Genomic DNA, 17,463 nt, shown 5'->3' with positions numbered 1-17,463 from the left:
AACGGAAAAATCCGCGACGCCAATACCTACGGGAAAGACCCGTACCCACCTGAAGGCTAAGAAAGGAACTTTGGATGCCTAAAGATCATCAGGAAAAACAGCTTGTGAGCGTCATCGTGAACGGTCGCGAGAAGACTGTTGAAAAGGGTGAGTTGACGATGGATGAAATCGTCCAGCTCGCATTCGAAAACCCGCCCACCGGCGAGTTTGTGTGCTTCACCATCACTTTTCGACGCGGCCAAGGTAACAAGCCTGAGGGCACGCTTGAAGAGGATGGTTCGGTCAAAGTGAAGAAGGGAATGATCTTCAATGTCACGGCGACTGATAAATCTTAATAGCGACCTGAAGGCGTTGGAGAAAGACGGCTACGAGGTGGCGATCAAGGGCGATCACCTCGTGGTCTCGAATGTGCCTTACGTAAGCGCATCTGGCGAAGTGAAGCGGGGGGCGCTTGTATCGATTTTGGAGCTTCGTGGCGACAAGACGGTTTCGCCGCCCCGACAGCACATAGCCATGTTTGCCGGAGAGCACCCCTGTGATCAGCGAGGCACAAAGCTCCGGCACATTGAGCATAGCAGTTCCAGACAAAACTTGGGAAATGGCCTCGTCGTTGACCATTCCTTTTCGGCGAAGCCCAAGGAAGGATATCGTGACTATCATCACAAGATGACGACCTATGCCGAGATGATCTCATCCCCTGCGCGCGAAATCGAGTCTGGGGTGACGGCGCAGACGTATGTGGTCACAGAATCAGATGAAGCAGACCAGATCTTTCGCTATATGGATACGGCGTCATCGCGAGCTGGGATTGGCGCAATTACCGACAAGCTCCGCCTCGGCAAGGTGGCTATCGTCGGGCTTGGCGGTACGGGCTCTTATGTTCTCGACCTGATGGCAAAAACCCCCGTCGAGGAAATTCACCTTTTTGATGGAGACGACTTTTTCCAGCATAATGCATTCAGAGGGCCGGGAGCTGCCAGCTTTGCTGAGATCAGTGTGCCCAGGAAGAAAGTCGAATTCTGGGCTGAGCGCTACGATCCGATGCGTCGAGGTATTGTACCACACGCATTGTTTATCGATGCCGAAAACGCAAATCTGCTGGACGACATGGACTTTGTGTTTTTGTGTGTCGATTCCGGTGCCAGCAAGAAACCAGTGGTTGAGCGACTAGAAGAAGTAGGCATGTCGTTCATCGACGTGGGTATGGGTGTTCAAGCTGCCAATGACCAGCTTCTCGGTATCGTTCGCGTGACAACCAGCACACCCGATAGGCGAGATCATTTCAGAAAACATGTCGGGCTTGGTGAAGCTGAAGTCGACCATGCCTACTCGCAGAATATCCAGATCGCCGATCTGAATGCCCTGAACGCGACCTTGGCGGTGATACGGTGGAAAAAACTGTGCGGTTTTTACTTCGACCCCGAAGGCGAAACGACGAGCAACTATACCATCGACGGCAACGTGATCGATAACCTTGGAGGGGCACAGTGAAGGCAAGAACAGTCGAGTACAGATTTGTCGATTCGATCCCTTCTCGGGTAGACGAAAGCGTGGTTTACGTTTCCATTGAGTTTGCGACCGCAGTTCACAAGTGTTTGTGTGGTTGCGGGCAGGAGGTGGTGACACCGCTCAGCCCCACGGACTGGAAACTCACCTATGACGGGGCGTCAATCTCGCTCGAACCATCTGTTGGGAATTGGAGTTTTGATTGTCAGTCTCACTATTGGATTAGACGAAATCATGTAAAGTGGGCTGGACAGATGTCCGAGGAACAGATTGCGGCAGTTCGGGCTAAAGACGTTCGCTCTAAAGGTTCGTACTTCAGCAGCCAAGCTGAAAACCAATCTCAATCTGACCAGGTGGACCGCCCAAGTCTGTTCGCCCGGTTCGCCAAGTGGATTGGTTTTTGACGCTTAACAGGCAACACAGTCTGGTAGTGTGAAACCGTCAGGACACCGAACACTGTCAGCGCTGCTGGAAAATTGCCTCTAGCTGACCTTTGTAGTCCTGAGACTGTTCGTTGGCCTCCTGCTTCATCGCTTGGAGCGCTTCTAAGAGCTGGTCGTTGGGCTCGTACCGCTTTTCCTGCGTCTGAAGTTGCTCAGAGTTAGCTTGTTGCGTCGCCTGCATGTCAATCTCCCTGCTCTGGTCATCATGAAACAAAGGGTGAATCGTGGCAAGCGAAATGTATCAAGCGCATCTAGACGTCAACATCGTTTTCTCCAAACGCTCGGAATACTCGCGCTGTTCAGGGTCATCCACCAAATGCTAGAATTTCATTTGAATTGACCTCCTAGCGGTTGATTGTGCAAATATGGCAATAGTTTACTGCCTGGCCACACAACGGGATGAAGGGGCGCTTTCCTTGTCTGACGACACATCACTCCAAGACATTCACTTCCCCGAACTTGTCTTCGGGTTAGTCGGTCCAATTGGCGTCAATATGGACGACGTGCAAAGTTGCCTTGCCGAAGCTCTTAGCCAAGTTGGCTACAAAGCTGAAGTAGTCCATCTCACTCAGCTTCTTAAGAAGTATGAAAAAGACCTCCACGGCCCCAAACAAACAACGATCTATGCCGATAAAATCGCTACAGCGAACGCATTCTGTTCAACAGCAAAAAACGGTGCGGCAATGGCGGCATTGGCGATTTCCGAGATAAGGAACATTCGCGGAGCTCAACAACCTCTCCAAGGAGAAGATGCGACAAGTCGTTCCAGGCGACCCATACCTAAAACTGCCTATATAGTGCGCCAATTAAAACGTGAAGAAGAAGTAGAACTCCTCAGAAGTGTCTATGGCGCAAAATTCTTGCAAGTATCTGTTTCGCTCGACAAAGATGCACGTATCGAAAACCTAAAAAATCGGCTTTCAAAAGAACACCCAGGTTTGACAGCCGATGATTGCGAAAGATCTGCGCGTGAGTTGGTCTCAACTGATGAACACCAGTTAGATGAAGACGGCTCTCAGACAAGCTTTGGCCAGCAAGTCGGTGACATATTTCATCTCGGTGACTTCTTTGTGGACGGCAGCGATGCAGGCAAAATCGCGATCGCGACACAGAACTTTGTTCGAGCCTTTTTTGGGAACAATGGCATCAGCCCGACCAAGGATGAGTTCGGTGCCTATTTGGCTGCTGCAGCAGCGCTGAGATCCGTGGATTTATCGCGACAAGTCGGAGCAGCCATTCTGAACAAGCAAGGCGACATTATTTCGATGGGCTGCAATGAAGTTCCTAAAGCTGGCGGAGGCAACTACTGGCAAGATGACGAACCCAAGTATCGCGATATAGAACGTGGTTCAGAGCAAAACAGCGTTGAGCGTCAGAGGATCATTGTCGATTTCTTCCAAAAGCTACAAAGCTCCGGATTGGTGGAATCTCAAGTATCCCTCGATTCGCCAGAAATGAAAGGTAAGCTGGAAAGCGCGATTGAGGACGCTTTGATCTCGGATATCACTGAATATGGTCGCATGACCCATGCCGAGATGAGCGCTATTTGTGACGCGGCGCGGCTAGGTCGAGCATTAAGCGGTTCAACACTGTTTGTGACCACATTTCCATGTCACAACTGCGCAAAGCACATCGTGGCTTCGGGCATTGATCGGGTTGTTTTTGTAGAGCCGTATCCGAAAAGTAGAGCTCCGAGCTCACATACAGATTCTATTTCAGTGGGAAACCCAACGGACCAAAAAGTCTCTTTCGAGCACTTCCAAGGTATATCGCCGAAGAGGTACAGGGATATCTTTCAAAAAGGAAAGAGACGAAAAGGCAGCTCTATTTTGAAGTGGTACGAGGGAGATCCGCGCCCGCGAATTCATCAGAGAGACAACCTGCATGTCCAAAAGGAACCATTTGCGGTCAGCTCAACGTTGGCGGAGTTAGAAAGATCTCAAGACGGTTGATTCTGACAAATTCTTTTGCGCAGTTCGACGTCGCTAAACTCAAGACCATTTTTAACATAATAAACCTTATTGGACTCATTGTTGTAGCCGGGTGGATTCACAAATGAAGTGCAACTTTTGTATTAAAACAGTACGTTACATGGAGTTGTCTGATGGGCCGTATTTACCCTCACCTGAACCTAGAAGAACGCAAGATACTGGCGAAATCGCTGGAAGCCAAGATTCCGGTGCGAGAGATCGCGGAATGTCTGGGGCGTGATCGTTCCACGCTCTATCGAGAGATCCGGCGCAATGCGCATCGTGATACTGAACTTCCTGAGCTGAATGGTTATCATGCTATTGCGGCCCAAAGCTCTTATGAACGCCGTCGCGCTGTTCACAGAAAGCTAGTCAGGTCGCCTCAACTGAAGGCCGCAGTTGAAGATCGACTTAAAGCAGGATGGTCGCCGGAACAGATCGCGGGCCGCGTGAAGTTTGAACATCACCCAACCCGAGTAAGTCACGAGACGATCTATCGGTATGCCTATTCAAAGAAAGGTCGCGCTGAACAATTCTTCAAACACCTTCCTGAACAACGTCGCTTCAGGCGACGACGCGGAATGCGTCGCCATCATGGGGTTCGGTTCCCTTCTCATCTGTCGATCGCAGCACGGCCGGACATCATATCTAACCGCAAGCAATTTGGTCACTGGGAATGTGATCTGGTCCAGTTCCGCAAGGAATTTGGCAAGGCCAACATCACGTCACTGGTCGAACGTGTCAGCCGCTACACCGTCATTCTCAAGAACCAGGATCGACAATCAAAGCCTGTGATGGAAGGCCTGATCGGAAGTCTGGCTCCCCTGCCCGCTGAGGCTCGAAGATCAATCACCTTTGATCGAGGCACAGAGTTCACAGCATGGGCGCATCTGAAGGCCGGGCTTGGTACTGATCCGTGGTTCTGCGACCCGCAAGCGCCATGGCAGAAAGGCACAGTTGAGAATACGAACAGCCGGCTGCGGCGCTATCTTCCGCGTAAGAAAGACCCAACTTTTCTTTCAAACCAAGAACTACTAGCTATCAGCGACCATCTCAATACGACACCGCGCAAATGTCTCGGATGGCGGACACCGGCGGAGGTATTTCGGAAATACCTTAGAGAGACAATAACAGGGTGAGCCGTAGCGAATTACTCACGCCGACGCCATAATTCTGCCAAGTAAAGCAGGCTATTAAAGGTCCATGAACCCACTGCGCAGACTTTCACTATATTTGTGGCTATTACTCAGGCACTTACCACCAGTTTCGCCGGGGCGATTGCTGATGCCCGGTGTTTTTATAGGAAGTTGGACAACCTTTAGAATGTCAGGTGTGTCCGAACCCGTTGCCTTTGTTTGGGCTGGTGTACTGGCCCAAGCAACCCATCTATGGGCTGTTCTGCCAGTAGCTGTGTGGCGCCAACGCCAAGCATTCGGTAGCGCAAAGTCTTCCGTCAGATGGGCGGTGGCATTCTATCTCGGAACAATGGCATTTCAGATTTGGTGGTGCGAACCATGGATGAGCCAGCGGTTGGTCAGCATCTATTGTGCCGGTTATGCAGCGATGATGGCGCTAGGTGTTTGGGGAGACAGCGACGTTCTAGATCGTACAGTGCCTGTTTCAAAAAATACTGACATGCCACTCGTGTTCCGCTGCCACCTTTTGATGCTCTACGCCTTTGTCGCCATTCTGGTGCTAGCGACCAACGAAACCCTATTGGTAATCGACGCGACTTTGAGTTCCAGAGTGGTCACAATTTCACTGCTGCCAATAGCGTTGCATTACTTTTTTCATTTCGGTCTTTTACTGACCTATCCGCCGTTGGATAAGCACAATGACTGAACCCAACCACGCGGGTTGGCGAGGGAAAACCGACATTGCAAGGCGAACCCCATATTGAGAAACGTGGCTCTTCCGAGCCCACCGCCCAAATTCATAGACCACCACCACGCACAGCCGGTGAACGCTGCGATTTTTGATGTCTCCGCGCTCCCCGGCTGCGCTTATCAAACCTTAGTACTAAACTGTTGAACAAGATGGTATGATCCGATCAAAGTTGTTGCGCTTCGACGTGAGCCCACAGACGTATGGGGCAGCATTGATTGACGCGATTCTCGCGTTTCTTGAGATTTTGGCTACCGGAAGAGTCAAAGGATCGTACCTTTCTACATTAATTGTTGAACGTCACCCGAACCTGACCTAACCGTCTTAGTTGGACCAGAAGCATATCGCGCGGACGAATAATGTTTCGGCGCTTCGCCACTCTTCACGTAAAGCGCAACATTTAGTCAAAGCGCTCTATTCCCCTGGTAGAGAACGACGCTGAGCCCGAAATCACCCGGCCACTGCACCTCAACGCGGCGAGAAAGTGGACAGGAGGATGCCATTTCCTGAATGTTCACCAATCGTCCCGCCTTAACGAGATCCTACGTACGAAACTGCCGATCGGGTCATTCTGTCAATACAGTCTAAGAAGTCGCGTCGGGTCGTCGCCTCGGCGGTGTAGCACGCCCAAGGCCCAAGTCTGATCACCGCGCTTTGCTATGACCATAAAATTTGAGCCAGATCGCGGGGTGTTCCACGCCTCCGCGTCGGCCCCCAATATCTCAAGCACCAGATCAGGGGCATAATCCTTCGCCACCCCGCTGCGCCCGGAATAGACCGTCAGCGCCTCGCGCATCTCGGGGGTCACTTCCCCACCGACCCCACTCACCCGCTGGAAATCCTCGATCCGCTGCACTCGGTTCGGCGCGCGGCGCCAGTTGCGGAACTTGGTCAGCCCGGTCTCGTCGATCCCGAAATACTCTGCCGCGCGTTCCAAAAGCTCCGGCCGCGCCGTATTTAGGTCAATCTGCCCGCCCACATCCACGGCGGTGATGTGGGTTTCCTCTCCGTTCAAGTTGACCGTAAACCCCTGTGCAAAGTCGGGATCGGGCGTGCCCAGCCACTCCCCCGCCAACCGCAGCATATCCCCGGCCTGCCCCGGGCGCGTCAGCAAAATCCGGTCCGTCGCCATCTCGGAGCGCATCGCCACCACACGCGCCGACGTCACCGCATAAAGCGTTGTGATCGTGGCCAGCCCCAGCAGCACGGCAATCAATGCAAACCCCTTGCGGCCATGGTGTTTGCCAGCCAAACGCGGCATAGTGCGGGTATGAGTTTCTTGCTGCATCAGGCCAAAACGCCTTTTCCTATCATCGGGCTTCATCTGACAGTCTATGGGGTGTTTTGGGCGCTGTTAACCCCGGTTTCCACCGGCTGGCCCGCACCCGTCTTCGCTGCATTGTTGATCTGGATCTCGGTCTCAGACTTCGAGACGTTCGAGATCCCCGACACGGCGTCCTTCCTATTGTTGGCATCGGGCCTGTTGGTTGCATTTCAGTCCGGCGAGCTTTGGACAGCCACACTCGCCGCCGTGCTTTGGTCTGGCGCTTTCCTTGCTGTAGCACTTGGATTTACCGCCCTGCGCGGGATCGAGGGGCTAGGCTTGGGAGATGTGAAACTGATGGCTGGGATTGGCGCGTGGCTTGGCCTTCTCGCGCCGATCTACCTCGTTTTGGCCGCCGCAGTATCCGCGATTGTGGTATTGTTGACCGTCAGCGCGATCAGCGGCAATAAATCTGCCAATACAACCAAAACGGGGATTGCCTTCGGCCCATTCCTTTGTCTTTCTGCATGGGCAATTTGGTTGTCAGGAGGGGTCGCATGATCTCGCGTCGTTCGAAGAAGATGTCGAAGAAGAGTGGGATGACCATTCTCGAAGTTCTGGTTGTCCTGACGGTCATCGCCCTGATTGCAGCGGTCGCTGGACCACGGCTGGTTGGATATCTGGGACGTGCGAAATCAGAAACTGCATCCCTTCAGATCAAACAAATCTCGAACGCGCTTCAGCTTTTCTATATCGACATGGGGCGTTATCCATCCGATGCAGAGGGGCTGGCCGTATTGGTGAAACGTCCCGCCGGAGAATCCGCTTGGATGGGACCCTATCTTGAAAACTCCGAGGCGCTTAGCGACCCATGGCGGCGTGACTATATCTATGCCGAGCCCGCATCAGGCGACCAGTTTGGCATTCAGTCGCTCGGCCGTGATGGCTCCCCGGGCGGCACGGGGGAAGACGCCGACATCAAGCTGTAATCAAGGTTTCGGCAGAACGGCTTGCTGAAGTCGAACCGTCATCTCGGGCCACTCGGGATTGCTGCCCTGATCCGCCGTGATCCGTATCAAAGCCGGCAAGCGTGCCACATCACTCCAGCTGTCCCGCCAAAGCGGAGGATCGGCTGTGGCATCAAAATACGAAAGGCGCGCGTTCTCAATGTCCCGCGCCAAAACGCCGTCGAACACTTCGATGACATGCCCCACGTCGTCCAATGCTTCTGCTAACATGGTTATTTCGCCCCCAAGCGTGACCGTCACACGTAACGCAGCGGCGTCAGGCGCAAATGGTGTCGAGGCAAAGGTCACGAAACGAAGCGATGAAGGTGAGGCTTCGAACTCTAAGGAGATGTTAGATAGCCGGTCTGGGGAAATGGTCGTAGAGATCCAACGACGAAGCTGCGCGCGCCTTGCAAGCTCGGGCTGAAGCTTTGCTGCCTCGCCTATTCGGTCATAGGAACGCACGCCGAGAAGCAGGCTTGCGGAAAGACCGGCGGCAATTACTGCCATCAGCGCGAGGGAGACCAGCATTTCCAATAAGCTCAGACCTGCTCTTCCTCGCCTCATTGCCCTGAAACCTTCACCGTTTCATGTGTGGCAAGCAGGCGTCCCGCCCTATCCATGATCTGAATTTCCACTTGGTAGTATTCGGGACTGCCGCTTTGCCCCTGCACGGCTGATACGTTGACCTCAATTTCCCAGTCTCGATAGGTCTCCCTTATGTGTCCGACCAGCAGTTCCTCAGTGACCCCAAGCTGATCAAGCCGTGACTGCGCATAGCTTGTCGCCAGAAACCTATCTTGCGCCTTCCCCGCCAGCCTTAGCTGCGTCGACTGTCCTGGCAACACCACGGCAAGAACAACAGCCATTACGGCGAACGCAATGAGCACTTCAAGAAGCGAGTATCCGGCACGGGCATTCATGGTGCGGCCGTCACCAATCGGCCGGTCAATGATTCCAGTACAAGACGCGTCACCTGATCCTCGTTGATCACGCAAATCTGACCGCCACTGGCCGTACCATCGGCAAAGAAGCTAAGAGTGACCGATCCGCCAGATGCATCACAATTCGCGTCGGATATGACCAAGCTCGTGCTCTCTCCTTTGGTAACTGCTCTGTGTCGGAACTCCGCCGCCTCTGATCGCAGCTCGGAAACCTGCCTTTGCAATTCAAGGCCGGGTTGCCCCCCTACACGACCAGACACCGCGACCGCCGCTACAATTCCCATGATCGAGAGTGCGATAAGAACTTCTAACAGGTTCATTCTTTGCCCCCACTAGAACGCAATATCGTTAAGATCCAGAATGGCCGAGATTGTGGACATAATCACAGCTCCAACCCCAAGGCCGATTAAAAGCGTAAGCAAAGGTGTGACCAGCTTCACCGCCTGAGACAGTGATTGCTTCGTCTGATCTCGTAGTGTGCCGACCGCTGTCTGCAATGTCGTCACCAGTTGGTCGCCTTCTTCACCCGCTTCGATCATGGCCAGTGCCAAAGGGTCCAGCAATTCTGTCCCGTTCAAGGCTTGCGCCAGGGTCTGTCCATCAACCACTTGGTCATGCGTCTGCTCCAGCAACGAAACCCATGCAGGATCATGAAATGCAGATCGGGCTTGGCCGATAGCCGTCTGCACCCGGTCCCCTGCAGACAGGTACTGCAGAAGTGTTTGGCAAAACGTCAGCGAGTGTTTCCGTTTAGCGAAGTCTCGCAACCCGGGAATGTGCCGCAACAATTGCGCCGCATAGGCTGCCAGCCGTTTGCGAAGCAGGAAGAGCACGGCCACCAGAGCACCTGTGCCAATCAACACAACGGGCCAGTTTTCAAGGACAGTCAGACGAATGGCGTCCATAACTGACAAAACAACAGGAGGAGACGCTTGCGACGAAAGGAAAACCGGCACAAGTGTTGGCGTCAGATAGAAAACCAGCAGTGCTATCACCAATATCGACATCACGATCAGGATAACCGGATAGACAAGCGCCTGTCTGACCTCGCGTCGAATGGCCAGTTCTTCACCAAGGCCTTCCGCGATTTGTCGCACGACCGTTGCCAGCTGGTTCGAGCTTTCACCCGCTTGAATGGCGCCGAGAAAACGCTTTGGAAGCGTCCCGGACTTGTCATCCAGCGCCACCGCAAGCGTATCGCCATCGGCAACTTGCCGTTGCGCATGCGCGAGAAGTTTTTTCAGTTTAGGGTCACGTATCTGCCCGGCGCAAAACGCCAGCGACTGAGGCAGCGGGAAGTTCGCGTTCAACATGATGGAAAGCAGTTGAAAAAAGCGCGTTAGAACCTGTGGGCGCGCAGGGCCATCACCACGAAGTGATACGTCGCGCTGCCACCATTTCAGACCCCCACCACCATCGTTCAACTGAATTGGGATCAGATTTTCGCGCGCAATCTGATCCAACGCGGCAAGCTCGTTCAGGGCTGATACTTCGCCCTTCACGGTCTTTCCGTTTGCATCAAAAGCTGAATAGGAAAACTGCGGCATATGCCAATTGACTCCCAACCACGTACAAAAGGTTCACCGAAGCAGAACGCTAGTCGATGATCCGATGCCCTCCGTCCTCCACAACAATACCATTCTGAATCAATCCGTTTGCACCAGCAATGCGCGCGCGGATTTCTTCAGTAATCTGGCGACTGCTGTTTCCGTCTCGGATAATCTTAGGCGTAATTAGAACCAAAAGCTCTGTTTTTCGCGACTGATCGCGTCGGCTGCGGAACAAAGCGCCAAGGCCCGGGACATCACCCGCAATCGGAACTTTTGAGTTCGTCCGGTTGCGGTTCTCCTCGATCAAACCGCCCAAAGCAATCGTTTGTCCATTTGTTACAACGACGCTGGTTTCAATCCGCCTTTGAGAAATCGTCGGGCTATCAATCCCGGAACTGGTGGTGTTCGAAACCGAGCTAACCTCTTGTTCGATATCGAGCGTCACCTGACCGCTGTTTGACACCCGCGGCCGCACCGAAAGCAGAATACCAGTATCTCGGAACGAAATTGTGTTCACCACCGGTGCGTTCGGATCGGATGTGTCGCGTACTTGTTGAGTGGCAATGGGGACTTCATCACCGATCTGAAGCTTGGCTTCCTGATTGTCCAAAACCAGCAAACTGGGTGACGAAACAACTTCTACATCTGTTACGGAATTCAATGCGTTCAACGCGACCGAAGCCGATGCACCTTGGAACAAGACCGACAATCCCGGGAAATTCGACCCAACCGAACCGGACTGAGAATCCGAGAACGTCGCGCTTGCGGTCCGGTTTTCAAAAAACCACCGTAGACCGAAATCCAGCTCGTCATTCAAACGCACCTCAGCAATCGTTGCCTCAAGAAGGACTTGCACAGGCGTCGTATCAAGCGATTGGATCAGGCGCGAGAAGTTGTTCTGCTCTTTATCGTTCCCCCAAACGATAAGCGCGTTCTTTGCATTGTCTGCGACAATCTTCGGGGTGCCGGTGACTTGCCCTCCGTCTTCCTGCGCCACCTCTTGCAGCATTTCATTCAGGATCGGCGCAAGCTCTTCAGCGCTCCGGTTTTGCAACGAATACACAACGGGCCGACGGCGCACACCGCGGGCAGTTCGGTCAAGGTCTCGTATCCAGCGCTCGGCCTCGGCAAGGTACTTTTGACGAGACGTGATCACGATAACGGCCCCAAGCCGCTTGGATGGCACGAAGGTAACCACGTTCTGCAAGCTGCCACCTTCTTGGTTCTCAAATACCATCGAGAGTTCTTCAACGATTGCCTCTGGCTCGGCGGCATTCAGTTTAAACAAGCCAACTGATTTGCCCTTCAACACATCCACGTCGAAAAGATTGACGGCTTCAATCGTCGCATTGATCTCGTCTCGGTTGCCAGCAATCAACAGGATGTTACGCTTGGGGATGGGTTGAAGCCGGACGTTTTGACCAATGATCGGTTCCAGCAACCGCATCATCTCGGCAGTGCCGATATACTCCAGCGGAACCGCCACAATGCGTGCGCCGACCCCGACAGCGTCTTCAACGCGCGACACCCTTCGCGCACCCTGCCCCTGCGACACAATTTTTATTAGATCACCGGTTGTTTCGAGCGATGCGCCATTAAGTTCAAGAACAGTCTGGAACGTGTCCAGCAATGCCCGTTCCGTCAAAGGTCGCGTGGTTTGAAGGGTGACCGTTCCCGTCACACCCGGCTGGATCGCATAGTTCTTTTTAAGCGCGTCAGCCAGAACCGCCTTTGCTGCGGTCTCGATCGGCACATCGACCAAGTTCAGGGTGAAGGCACCGCTATCGCTGACCGACACCAGATCTTTGCCCCGTGGCGTCGCTGCAAGAAATTCGTCCGTCCCCAAAGCGCGTCGTGTCACGGCAGGCTTTGTAAGCGAGTCCCGAAACCTCTGAAACGCCGATCCAGTTTTGGGCGCTCCGGCCGTCCCGTTCTGATTGGCCAGCAACCGAGACCCACCTTGGCCCGACCCGTTCGTATTCTCACAAGCGCTCAGAGCGATCATCATCAGTATGACATACCCCACGGCGGTAAATGACTTTATAAATAGTTTCATTGGTAAAGCTCCACGCGTTGAGAATTCTCGCCGTTGTTCATAATGATCCAATCGGACCCAATTTCTGATACCTTCCAGCCGCCAATAGACGCACCGGGGTCCAACCATTCCGGCGTCTGGCCTCCGCTTGAAAGCAAGGCCGAATAGGCGTCACCTTGACCGCGTATGCCGTGCACTTGCACCGCAAGCGGCACTTCATCTTGTTCGAGCAGAGGCGCAGTAACTTCAACTGTCTGGGCCGGCTTTTCATCCCTGGCGGCTTGGACAGGGCGCCGTGTGGGCGCGAAGATCGGCCGTTCGGTGATCGCGGCGAAGTAAACCTCGGGGCGCGTCGGAAGTCTGGCAGTGTCGCTGGACGCAGAAGCGACCAAGGCAGTACCGCTTTCCGGCTCAGCCAAGCCGTCCCGTCCGCTGTCTTCCTGCGCGATCTGGCCCATCAGACCGAAGCCCAACAGCACCACGATGCCCACGAGCACACCAGAGCCAAGTACAGGTGCGAGTACCGTCCTCATTGCGACACCTCACTGACAATGTCGATAGGTGCCGACAGGTTCAATTGGATGAACACAATCGGCTGCTGCCCCTCAACTCCGGGTCTGTTCAATCTGCGAAGGTTCGAACCCTGCACCAGCACGACAGGCTGGCCATACTCAAGCGTGCGCAAGAACGAGACCAACCGATCTAGCGTCGCCTCGGCCTCTAATCGGAATGTGACCGTCGGGGCGCCCGACAGCTTCGCCTCACCGGTCGGAGACATCGACCGCAGCGCCATTCCGTTTTCAGATGCAATCTCGCTTACCCGCGCCTGTATTCGCGCCGTCGCCACCCCAAGCCCATCAGCTTGCCACTTCAGGTCATCGGTTTGGCTTTCCTTTACAAGCGCCTGCTCTGTGGCTAGCCGCTCGGACCTTGCGTCCAGAAGCGCCAATTCGCTTTCAAGCGCATCGACATTGGCAATCTTCGCGGACCGCCAGTCAGCCAGCATCGGCAAAACCAGCAGCGCGCCCGCTGCACACAAAACAATCGCAAGCAACGTCGAAGCAGGAAACCCGAACACACTCTGTTTCATTTGACCGCTCCAACACGAAGGGCAATCTGAAATCGTTCGCTTCCAGCGGCAGTACGGGACACAGGGCCCGACAGTTTAGGGTCATTTAGCTCGCGACTTTTGGCAAGAGCCAGAACCAGGTCCGCCGCCGATCCTGACGTTTCTCCTGACACGACAAGCTGCCCGTTTCGCAATACGACATCCGACAACCAAACGTCATCGGGAAGCGCGACTGTCAGATTTCTTAGGATCTCGACCAAGCGTGGGTGCCGGATGGCAGCCTGAAGAAACTGCTCTGTACTAGTTGCCGTTTCGCTTTTCTGATCAAGCTTCTGCCTCGTTTCAACGACCTCTGCGCGCTTCTCAGCCAACTTCGGCTCCAACGCCTTTGCGGCAGACTGAGCACGCCACCCGGGATAGAGCCACAAAGCAATGGCCAGAAGCCCCGCCAGCGACACCAAGCCCAAATTCATCCGCCGCCAAATCGCCGAATAGGGTGCAATCACATCCGACCGGTCGGTCAAGACAACTAGGTTGCCCCCAGCGTCTGCCAGCACTTTCCTGACCCTAACGCTTGCATTGCCAAGGCGGCGAATAATCGCGTCAACCTCGGTGCGCTTGATCACCCATTGGGTGGCGTGAAGGTCGTCTGCCACGACATCTTTCAAAGACACAGCAGCATAAACATCAGACGCCTTGAAAGGTGTTCTTCGTGCAAGGTCGAGCGTCGAGATCTCTTCCAGCTTCGAGCGCGCTGTTTTGGGAATGGCCAAAGCGCGCACTAGAAGAATCTCAGACGGCAACACAATGTCGGCGATAAATTGGTCGCCGGAACTTGTGTTGGCAGCGGCTGATGCACTCAGTAACGAGGTCGGTGCACGCAGCTCGTTCTTTCGCTCCGAGATCTCGTTGGTATTTGGGACAAAGCGCAGCAGCTTCGCACTTGGACGACCCAGAAATAGCGCAGCAAACACGTCCAACACCTCGTTGTACCATGCCTGCTTGCCGCCCAAGCTGTGGGACGTTGTACTGCCTTGCCTCATGCCTACTCCGCGTTGATTTGCGGTTTTGTATTTTTCCAAAAACTATAGTGTAGCGATCAAAGCATGGCTACAATTATTCGTTGAACCAGTTCGAGGTGTGTTGCTGCAATGGGACAGATATTCAAAGACATCGATCCACGGGACTTTCTGAACCAACTGCAATCCCAAGGCACCCTGGATCAATCGGCAGCCAATCGCGCCTTGGAAGCCTGTGAAGAAACCGGTACGACGATTGAGCGTACGTTACTGGAAATCGGCCTTGTCCGAGAAGATGAGGTTTATAAGTCACTTGCGGAATACTTGGAACTTCCCTTCATTGACGCCCCGACTTTCGACACATCCGTGGTGGATGCCTTCAGCCTCGCCCACGACTTCCTGGAACGCGTCGGTATTTTTCCTATCAAACACGAGGATGACATCGTTTACGTGGCTACCGATGATCCACGTGCCGACGATGTTTTGCACAGCGTTTCCTACCATCTGAAGGCGAAGATACGTCCGGTCATCGCAACGCCCAGCACGATCAAATCTCTGGTTACACAGCTTTCGACAGATGAAACGTCAGATATCGGCGCATCAAGCAGTGACATTGATCGACTGCGCGCACTGGCGAATGAAGGGCCCGTTATCAAACTGGTCAATGACATCATCGCAGGAGCGGTCGCCGCCAATGCCTCCGATGTTCATATCGAAGCGCAGGAGAACGGCGCGCGCATCCGATACAGGGTGGATGGCGTACTGCTCACTCAAAACACCCTGCGCGATGACATACGCGCTGCTGTCGTGAGCCGGTTGAAGGTTATGGCCAACCTGAACATCTCGGAAAGGCGCCGCCCCCAAGATGGGCGCGCTGATCTGTCGGTCCGGGGCCGGATGATTGATATCCGGATGTCCACCCTGCCCACCATGTATGGGGAAAGCATCGTGCTGCGCCTCTTGGATCGCTCACATGTTGCCTTGGACTGGGGCGCATTGGGGTATTCGGACGAGCGCGCGAAGGACATCACTGATCTGATCAACGAACCCAATGGAATCTTCCTCGTTGCGGGCCCAACCGGCTCGGGCAAAACAACCACGCTCTACACCGCGCTGGAAGAGATCAACAAAAGCGACCGTAAAATCGTGACGGTCGAAGACCCGGTTGAGTATGCGTTGAAGGGTATCAACCAAGTTCAAGTCGCGCCAGAGATCGACATGACCTTCGCCTCCGCTTTGCGCGCCATCTTACGACAGGATCCAAACGTCGTGATGGTCGGCGAAATCCGCGATGAAGAAACGGCCGAGATCGCAGTGCGCGCAGCGCTCGTCGGGCGACTGGTTCTGTCCACGGTCCACACCAACTCCAGCATCTCCGCCATCGACCGCCTTCGAGATCTTGGCGTGCCCTCTTATCTGATCGCAGCAACCCTGCGCGGCGTACTGTCTCAACGCTTGGTGCGACGTACGTGCCCCAACTGTAAGGGAGCTGGCTGCGACGACTGTTCCTCAAGCGGGATGAAGGGGAGGACGGTGATTTCGGAGTTGCTTACTGTGACACCACCGCTCGCTCAGGCCATTTCTGAAGAAAAGACAGGGGTGGAGCTTGCGGGTGTTGCAGAAAATTCCGGATTTGTGGACATGCGGCGGGATGCTGAAAGAGGCTTAGAGAACGGGCGTTATCCGGAAAGTGAAGTTTTGCGGGCACTTGGCGGTAGTGGCATATCCACTTTCACAGAATGAATTTTCAAGAAGAACTCCACACGCTGAAATCGTCCAGTAGCTACAAACACATCGCTATGCACTCAGCTGCCTCAGCGCTGACAAAGTCGAATGTGCCCGGTTAAGATTCAACTCGCCCAATGCCGGTCCGCACCTGTTCAAACACATCTCAATCAAGTCGTATTGTTCACTCGTCATGTCGGCCCATTTTGCAATGAACTTTTCGTCCCAAAACTCAACATTTGGATAATCAATCAGATTTTTGAAAACAGCGTAGACAACCGGATTGTCCTGTTCTTCAAGAAAATGGGTAAGGCCGTAAAGGAGACTCGGCAGCATATTCCTAAACACCTGTGGATGGACAGAAGAAAGCAAATCGAAGTCCAGATGGTTGATTAGAAAACCAGTCCCGATTGAAAGCGCCTCGGGCAACTCAGGGCAGGTCGCCAACAAAGCAAACTCGATTTGCTTGCGTGACACATCAGCTTCAGGAAAAGCTCTTCGTAGCTCTGTTAAATGATTTCCTTTGGTCATGACAGTGTCACAACTAGTTTCCTACGTTCCAGCAAAGGTCCATTTGCTATTACGCAGTAGTTTGTGCCAGAGCGGCAAAGAATTCCGTTCTTTGCATCTTCTCTGGATCATGAAATGAAATATCCGCGTAGAGCTGGATAGCGTTTTTGACAGAGAGCAACTGATCTATCGTTGCAAGCTCTAAGAAGTCCTTGAGGCGCTCTGTCATGCAGCCACTGCAAAAAGAAAGCACCCAAATGTTTCCTGCCCGTCCATCTCCATCAATAGCCGTATCCAACATGATCCTAAGCCAGTGTGGAACCATTTTGAAGAACAGCTCTTGATCAAGATAGGATGTAACATCCGAAGTGAGCAGGTACTCTTCAATACCAGCAACAGTCCAGTTCACATGATTGAACAACGATACCTCCTGCGGATCCACCATTCCTAGTTGGCTTGGCAGCCTAGGAGTTTCATTGACCACCTTAAAGGCGACATTCAACTCTGATAGAACTTGTTCGTAGCGTTCCAATTGAA

At 53.7% G+C, this 17,463-nt stretch carries 21 protein-coding genes; 9 read left to right on the top strand and 12 right to left on the bottom strand.

Going from position 1 to position 17,463, the window contains the following annotated elements; translation table 11 throughout:
* The first annotated feature begins 74 nt into the window (after window positions 1–74).
* From ACXYMP_RS16095 to ACXYMP_RS16085, 3 genes are read left to right on the top strand one after another with little or no spacing between them, the layout of a single operon-like run.
* Window positions 75–335, top strand: a complete 261-nt coding sequence (locus ACXYMP_RS16095) for a multiubiquitin domain-containing protein (RefSeq protein ID WP_458907663.1) — start codon at window positions 75–77, stop codon at window positions 333–335.
* Entirely contained in the window at window positions 310–1,491 is a 1,182-nt protein-coding gene (locus ACXYMP_RS16090) for a ThiF family adenylyltransferase (protein WP_458907661.1), read from the top strand. The genes ACXYMP_RS16095 and ACXYMP_RS16090 overlap by 26 nt, the downstream gene beginning before the upstream one ends.
* Window positions 1,488–1,910: a DUF6527 family protein gene (locus ACXYMP_RS16085; RefSeq protein ID WP_458907659.1), complete on the top strand. Its 423-nt coding sequence runs from the start codon at window positions 1,488–1,490 to the stop codon at window positions 1,908–1,910. Before ACXYMP_RS16090 ends, ACXYMP_RS16085 begins: the two co-directional genes overlap by 4 nt.
* 55 nt (window positions 1,911–1,965) lie before the next feature.
* On the opposite strand, the gene ACXYMP_RS16080 is transcribed toward ACXYMP_RS16085, so the two are convergent.
* On the bottom strand, window positions 1,966–2,130 hold the full coding sequence (locus ACXYMP_RS16080; protein WP_458907657.1) for a hypothetical protein: 165 nt from the start codon (window positions 2,128–2,130) through the stop codon (window positions 1,966–1,968).
* Window positions 2,131–2,365: 235 nt separating this feature from the next.
* Between ACXYMP_RS16080 and ACXYMP_RS16075 the strand changes: the two genes are divergently transcribed.
* From ACXYMP_RS16075 to ACXYMP_RS16065, 3 genes are all read left to right on the top strand, one after another.
* The gene (locus ACXYMP_RS16075; protein WP_458907655.1) at window positions 2,366–3,901 is read left to right on the top strand and encodes an anti-phage dCTP deaminase; all 1,536 of its coding nucleotides are present in this window, start codon (window positions 2,366–2,368) and stop codon (window positions 3,899–3,901) included.
* Window positions 3,902–4,053: 152 nt separating this feature from the next.
* Window positions 4,054–5,058: an IS30 family transposase gene (locus ACXYMP_RS16070; RefSeq protein ID WP_458907653.1), complete on the top strand. Its 1,005-nt coding sequence runs from the start codon at window positions 4,054–4,056 to the stop codon at window positions 5,056–5,058.
* Window positions 5,059–5,122: 64 nt separating this feature from the next.
* Window positions 5,123–5,761, top strand: coding sequence for a hypothetical protein (locus ACXYMP_RS16065; protein WP_458907651.1), 639 nt, complete (start codon window positions 5,123–5,125; stop codon window positions 5,759–5,761).
* A 616-nt stretch (window positions 5,762–6,377) separates the two neighbouring features.
* Here the strand turns inward: ACXYMP_RS16065 and ACXYMP_RS16060 are convergent.
* Window positions 6,378–7,064 carry a hypothetical protein gene (locus ACXYMP_RS16060; RefSeq protein WP_458907649.1) on the bottom strand — a complete coding sequence of 229 codons (687 nt, stop codon included), beginning with the start codon at window positions 7,062–7,064 and terminating at the stop codon, window positions 6,378–6,380.
* A gap of 9 nt (window positions 7,065–7,073) precedes the next feature.
* On the opposite strand from ACXYMP_RS16060, the gene ACXYMP_RS16055 reads away from it, so the two are divergent.
* Window positions 7,074–7,628: a prepilin peptidase gene (locus ACXYMP_RS16055; protein ID WP_458907647.1), complete on the top strand. Its 555-nt coding sequence runs from the start codon at window positions 7,074–7,076 to the stop codon at window positions 7,626–7,628.
* Window positions 7,595–8,056 carry a type II secretion system major pseudopilin GspG gene (gene gspG / locus ACXYMP_RS16050; RefSeq protein WP_458907645.1) on the top strand — a complete coding sequence of 154 codons (462 nt, stop codon included), beginning with the start codon at window positions 7,595–7,597 and terminating at the stop codon, window positions 8,054–8,056. The genes ACXYMP_RS16055 and gspG overlap by 34 nt, the downstream gene beginning before the upstream one ends.
* Here the strand turns inward: gspG and ACXYMP_RS16045 are convergent, their stop codons facing one another.
* The 8 genes from ACXYMP_RS16045 to ACXYMP_RS16010 are packed head-to-tail and all read right to left on the bottom strand — an operon-like array spanning window position 8,057 to window position 14,715.
* Window positions 8,057–8,641, bottom strand: a complete 585-nt coding sequence (locus tag ACXYMP_RS16045) for a PulJ/GspJ family protein (protein ID WP_458907643.1) — start codon at window positions 8,639–8,641, stop codon at window positions 8,057–8,059.
* The gene (locus ACXYMP_RS16040) at window positions 8,638–8,997 is read right to left on the bottom strand and encodes a prepilin-type N-terminal cleavage/methylation domain-containing protein (RefSeq protein WP_458907641.1); all 360 of its coding nucleotides are present in this window, start codon (window positions 8,995–8,997) and stop codon (window positions 8,638–8,640) included. The genes ACXYMP_RS16045 and ACXYMP_RS16040 overlap by 4 nt, the downstream gene beginning before the upstream one ends.
* Window positions 8,994–9,338 carry a pilus assembly FimT family protein gene (locus ACXYMP_RS16035; protein WP_458907639.1) on the bottom strand — a complete coding sequence of 115 codons (345 nt, stop codon included), beginning with the start codon at window positions 9,336–9,338 and terminating at the stop codon, window positions 8,994–8,996. Before ACXYMP_RS16035 ends, ACXYMP_RS16040 begins: the two co-directional genes overlap by 4 nt.
* Before the next feature lie 12 nt (window positions 9,339–9,350).
* Complete coding sequence (locus ACXYMP_RS16030) at window positions 9,351–10,565, bottom strand: type II secretion system F family protein (RefSeq protein ID WP_458907637.1); 1,215 nt, start codon at window positions 10,563–10,565, stop codon at window positions 9,351–9,353.
* A gap of 49 nt (window positions 10,566–10,614) precedes the next feature.
* On the bottom strand, window positions 10,615–12,624 hold the full coding sequence (gspD, locus tag ACXYMP_RS16025; RefSeq protein WP_458907635.1) for a type II secretion system secretin GspD: 2,010 nt from the start codon (window positions 12,622–12,624) through the stop codon (window positions 10,615–10,617).
* Window positions 12,621–13,136, bottom strand: a complete 516-nt coding sequence (locus tag ACXYMP_RS16020) for a hypothetical protein (protein WP_458907633.1) — start codon at window positions 13,134–13,136, stop codon at window positions 12,621–12,623. Before ACXYMP_RS16020 ends, gspD begins: the two co-directional genes overlap by 4 nt.
* Window positions 13,133–13,693 carry a type II secretion system protein GspM gene (gene gspM / locus ACXYMP_RS16015; RefSeq protein WP_458907631.1) on the bottom strand — a complete coding sequence of 187 codons (561 nt, stop codon included), beginning with the start codon at window positions 13,691–13,693 and terminating at the stop codon, window positions 13,133–13,135. The genes ACXYMP_RS16020 and gspM overlap by 4 nt, the downstream gene beginning before the upstream one ends.
* The gene (locus tag ACXYMP_RS16010) at window positions 13,690–14,715 is read right to left on the bottom strand and encodes a PilN domain-containing protein (RefSeq protein WP_458907629.1); all 1,026 of its coding nucleotides are present in this window, start codon (window positions 14,713–14,715) and stop codon (window positions 13,690–13,692) included. The genes gspM and ACXYMP_RS16010 overlap by 4 nt, the downstream gene beginning before the upstream one ends.
* A gap of 108 nt (window positions 14,716–14,823) precedes the next feature.
* Between ACXYMP_RS16010 and ACXYMP_RS16005 the strand changes: the two genes are divergently transcribed.
* Window positions 14,824–16,434 (top strand): GspE/PulE family protein, encoded by a 1,611-nt coding sequence (locus ACXYMP_RS16005; RefSeq protein ID WP_458907627.1) that lies wholly within the window; start codon window positions 14,824–14,826, stop codon window positions 16,432–16,434.
* A 54-nt stretch (window positions 16,435–16,488) separates the two neighbouring features.
* Here ACXYMP_RS16005 and ACXYMP_RS16000 read toward each other — a convergent pair whose 3' ends face one another.
* Together ACXYMP_RS16000 and ACXYMP_RS15995 are read right to left on the bottom strand one after the other, a co-directional pair.
* Window positions 16,489–16,947 carry a hypothetical protein gene (locus tag ACXYMP_RS16000; protein WP_458907625.1) on the bottom strand — a complete coding sequence of 153 codons (459 nt, stop codon included), beginning with the start codon at window positions 16,945–16,947 and terminating at the stop codon, window positions 16,489–16,491.
* A 49-nt stretch (window positions 16,948–16,996) separates the two neighbouring features.
* A complete protein-coding gene (locus tag ACXYMP_RS15995; RefSeq protein WP_458907623.1) occupies window positions 16,997–17,458 on the bottom strand; it encodes a hypothetical protein in 462 nt (153 codons plus the stop codon).
* Window positions 17,459–17,463 lie beyond the last annotated feature (5 nt).

The organism is Aliiroseovarius sp. CAU 1755 (genome assembly GCF_054482655.1).
The sequence above is the reverse complement of the archived record's forward strand: the minus strand, read 5'-3'. Positions and strand labels throughout refer to the sequence as shown.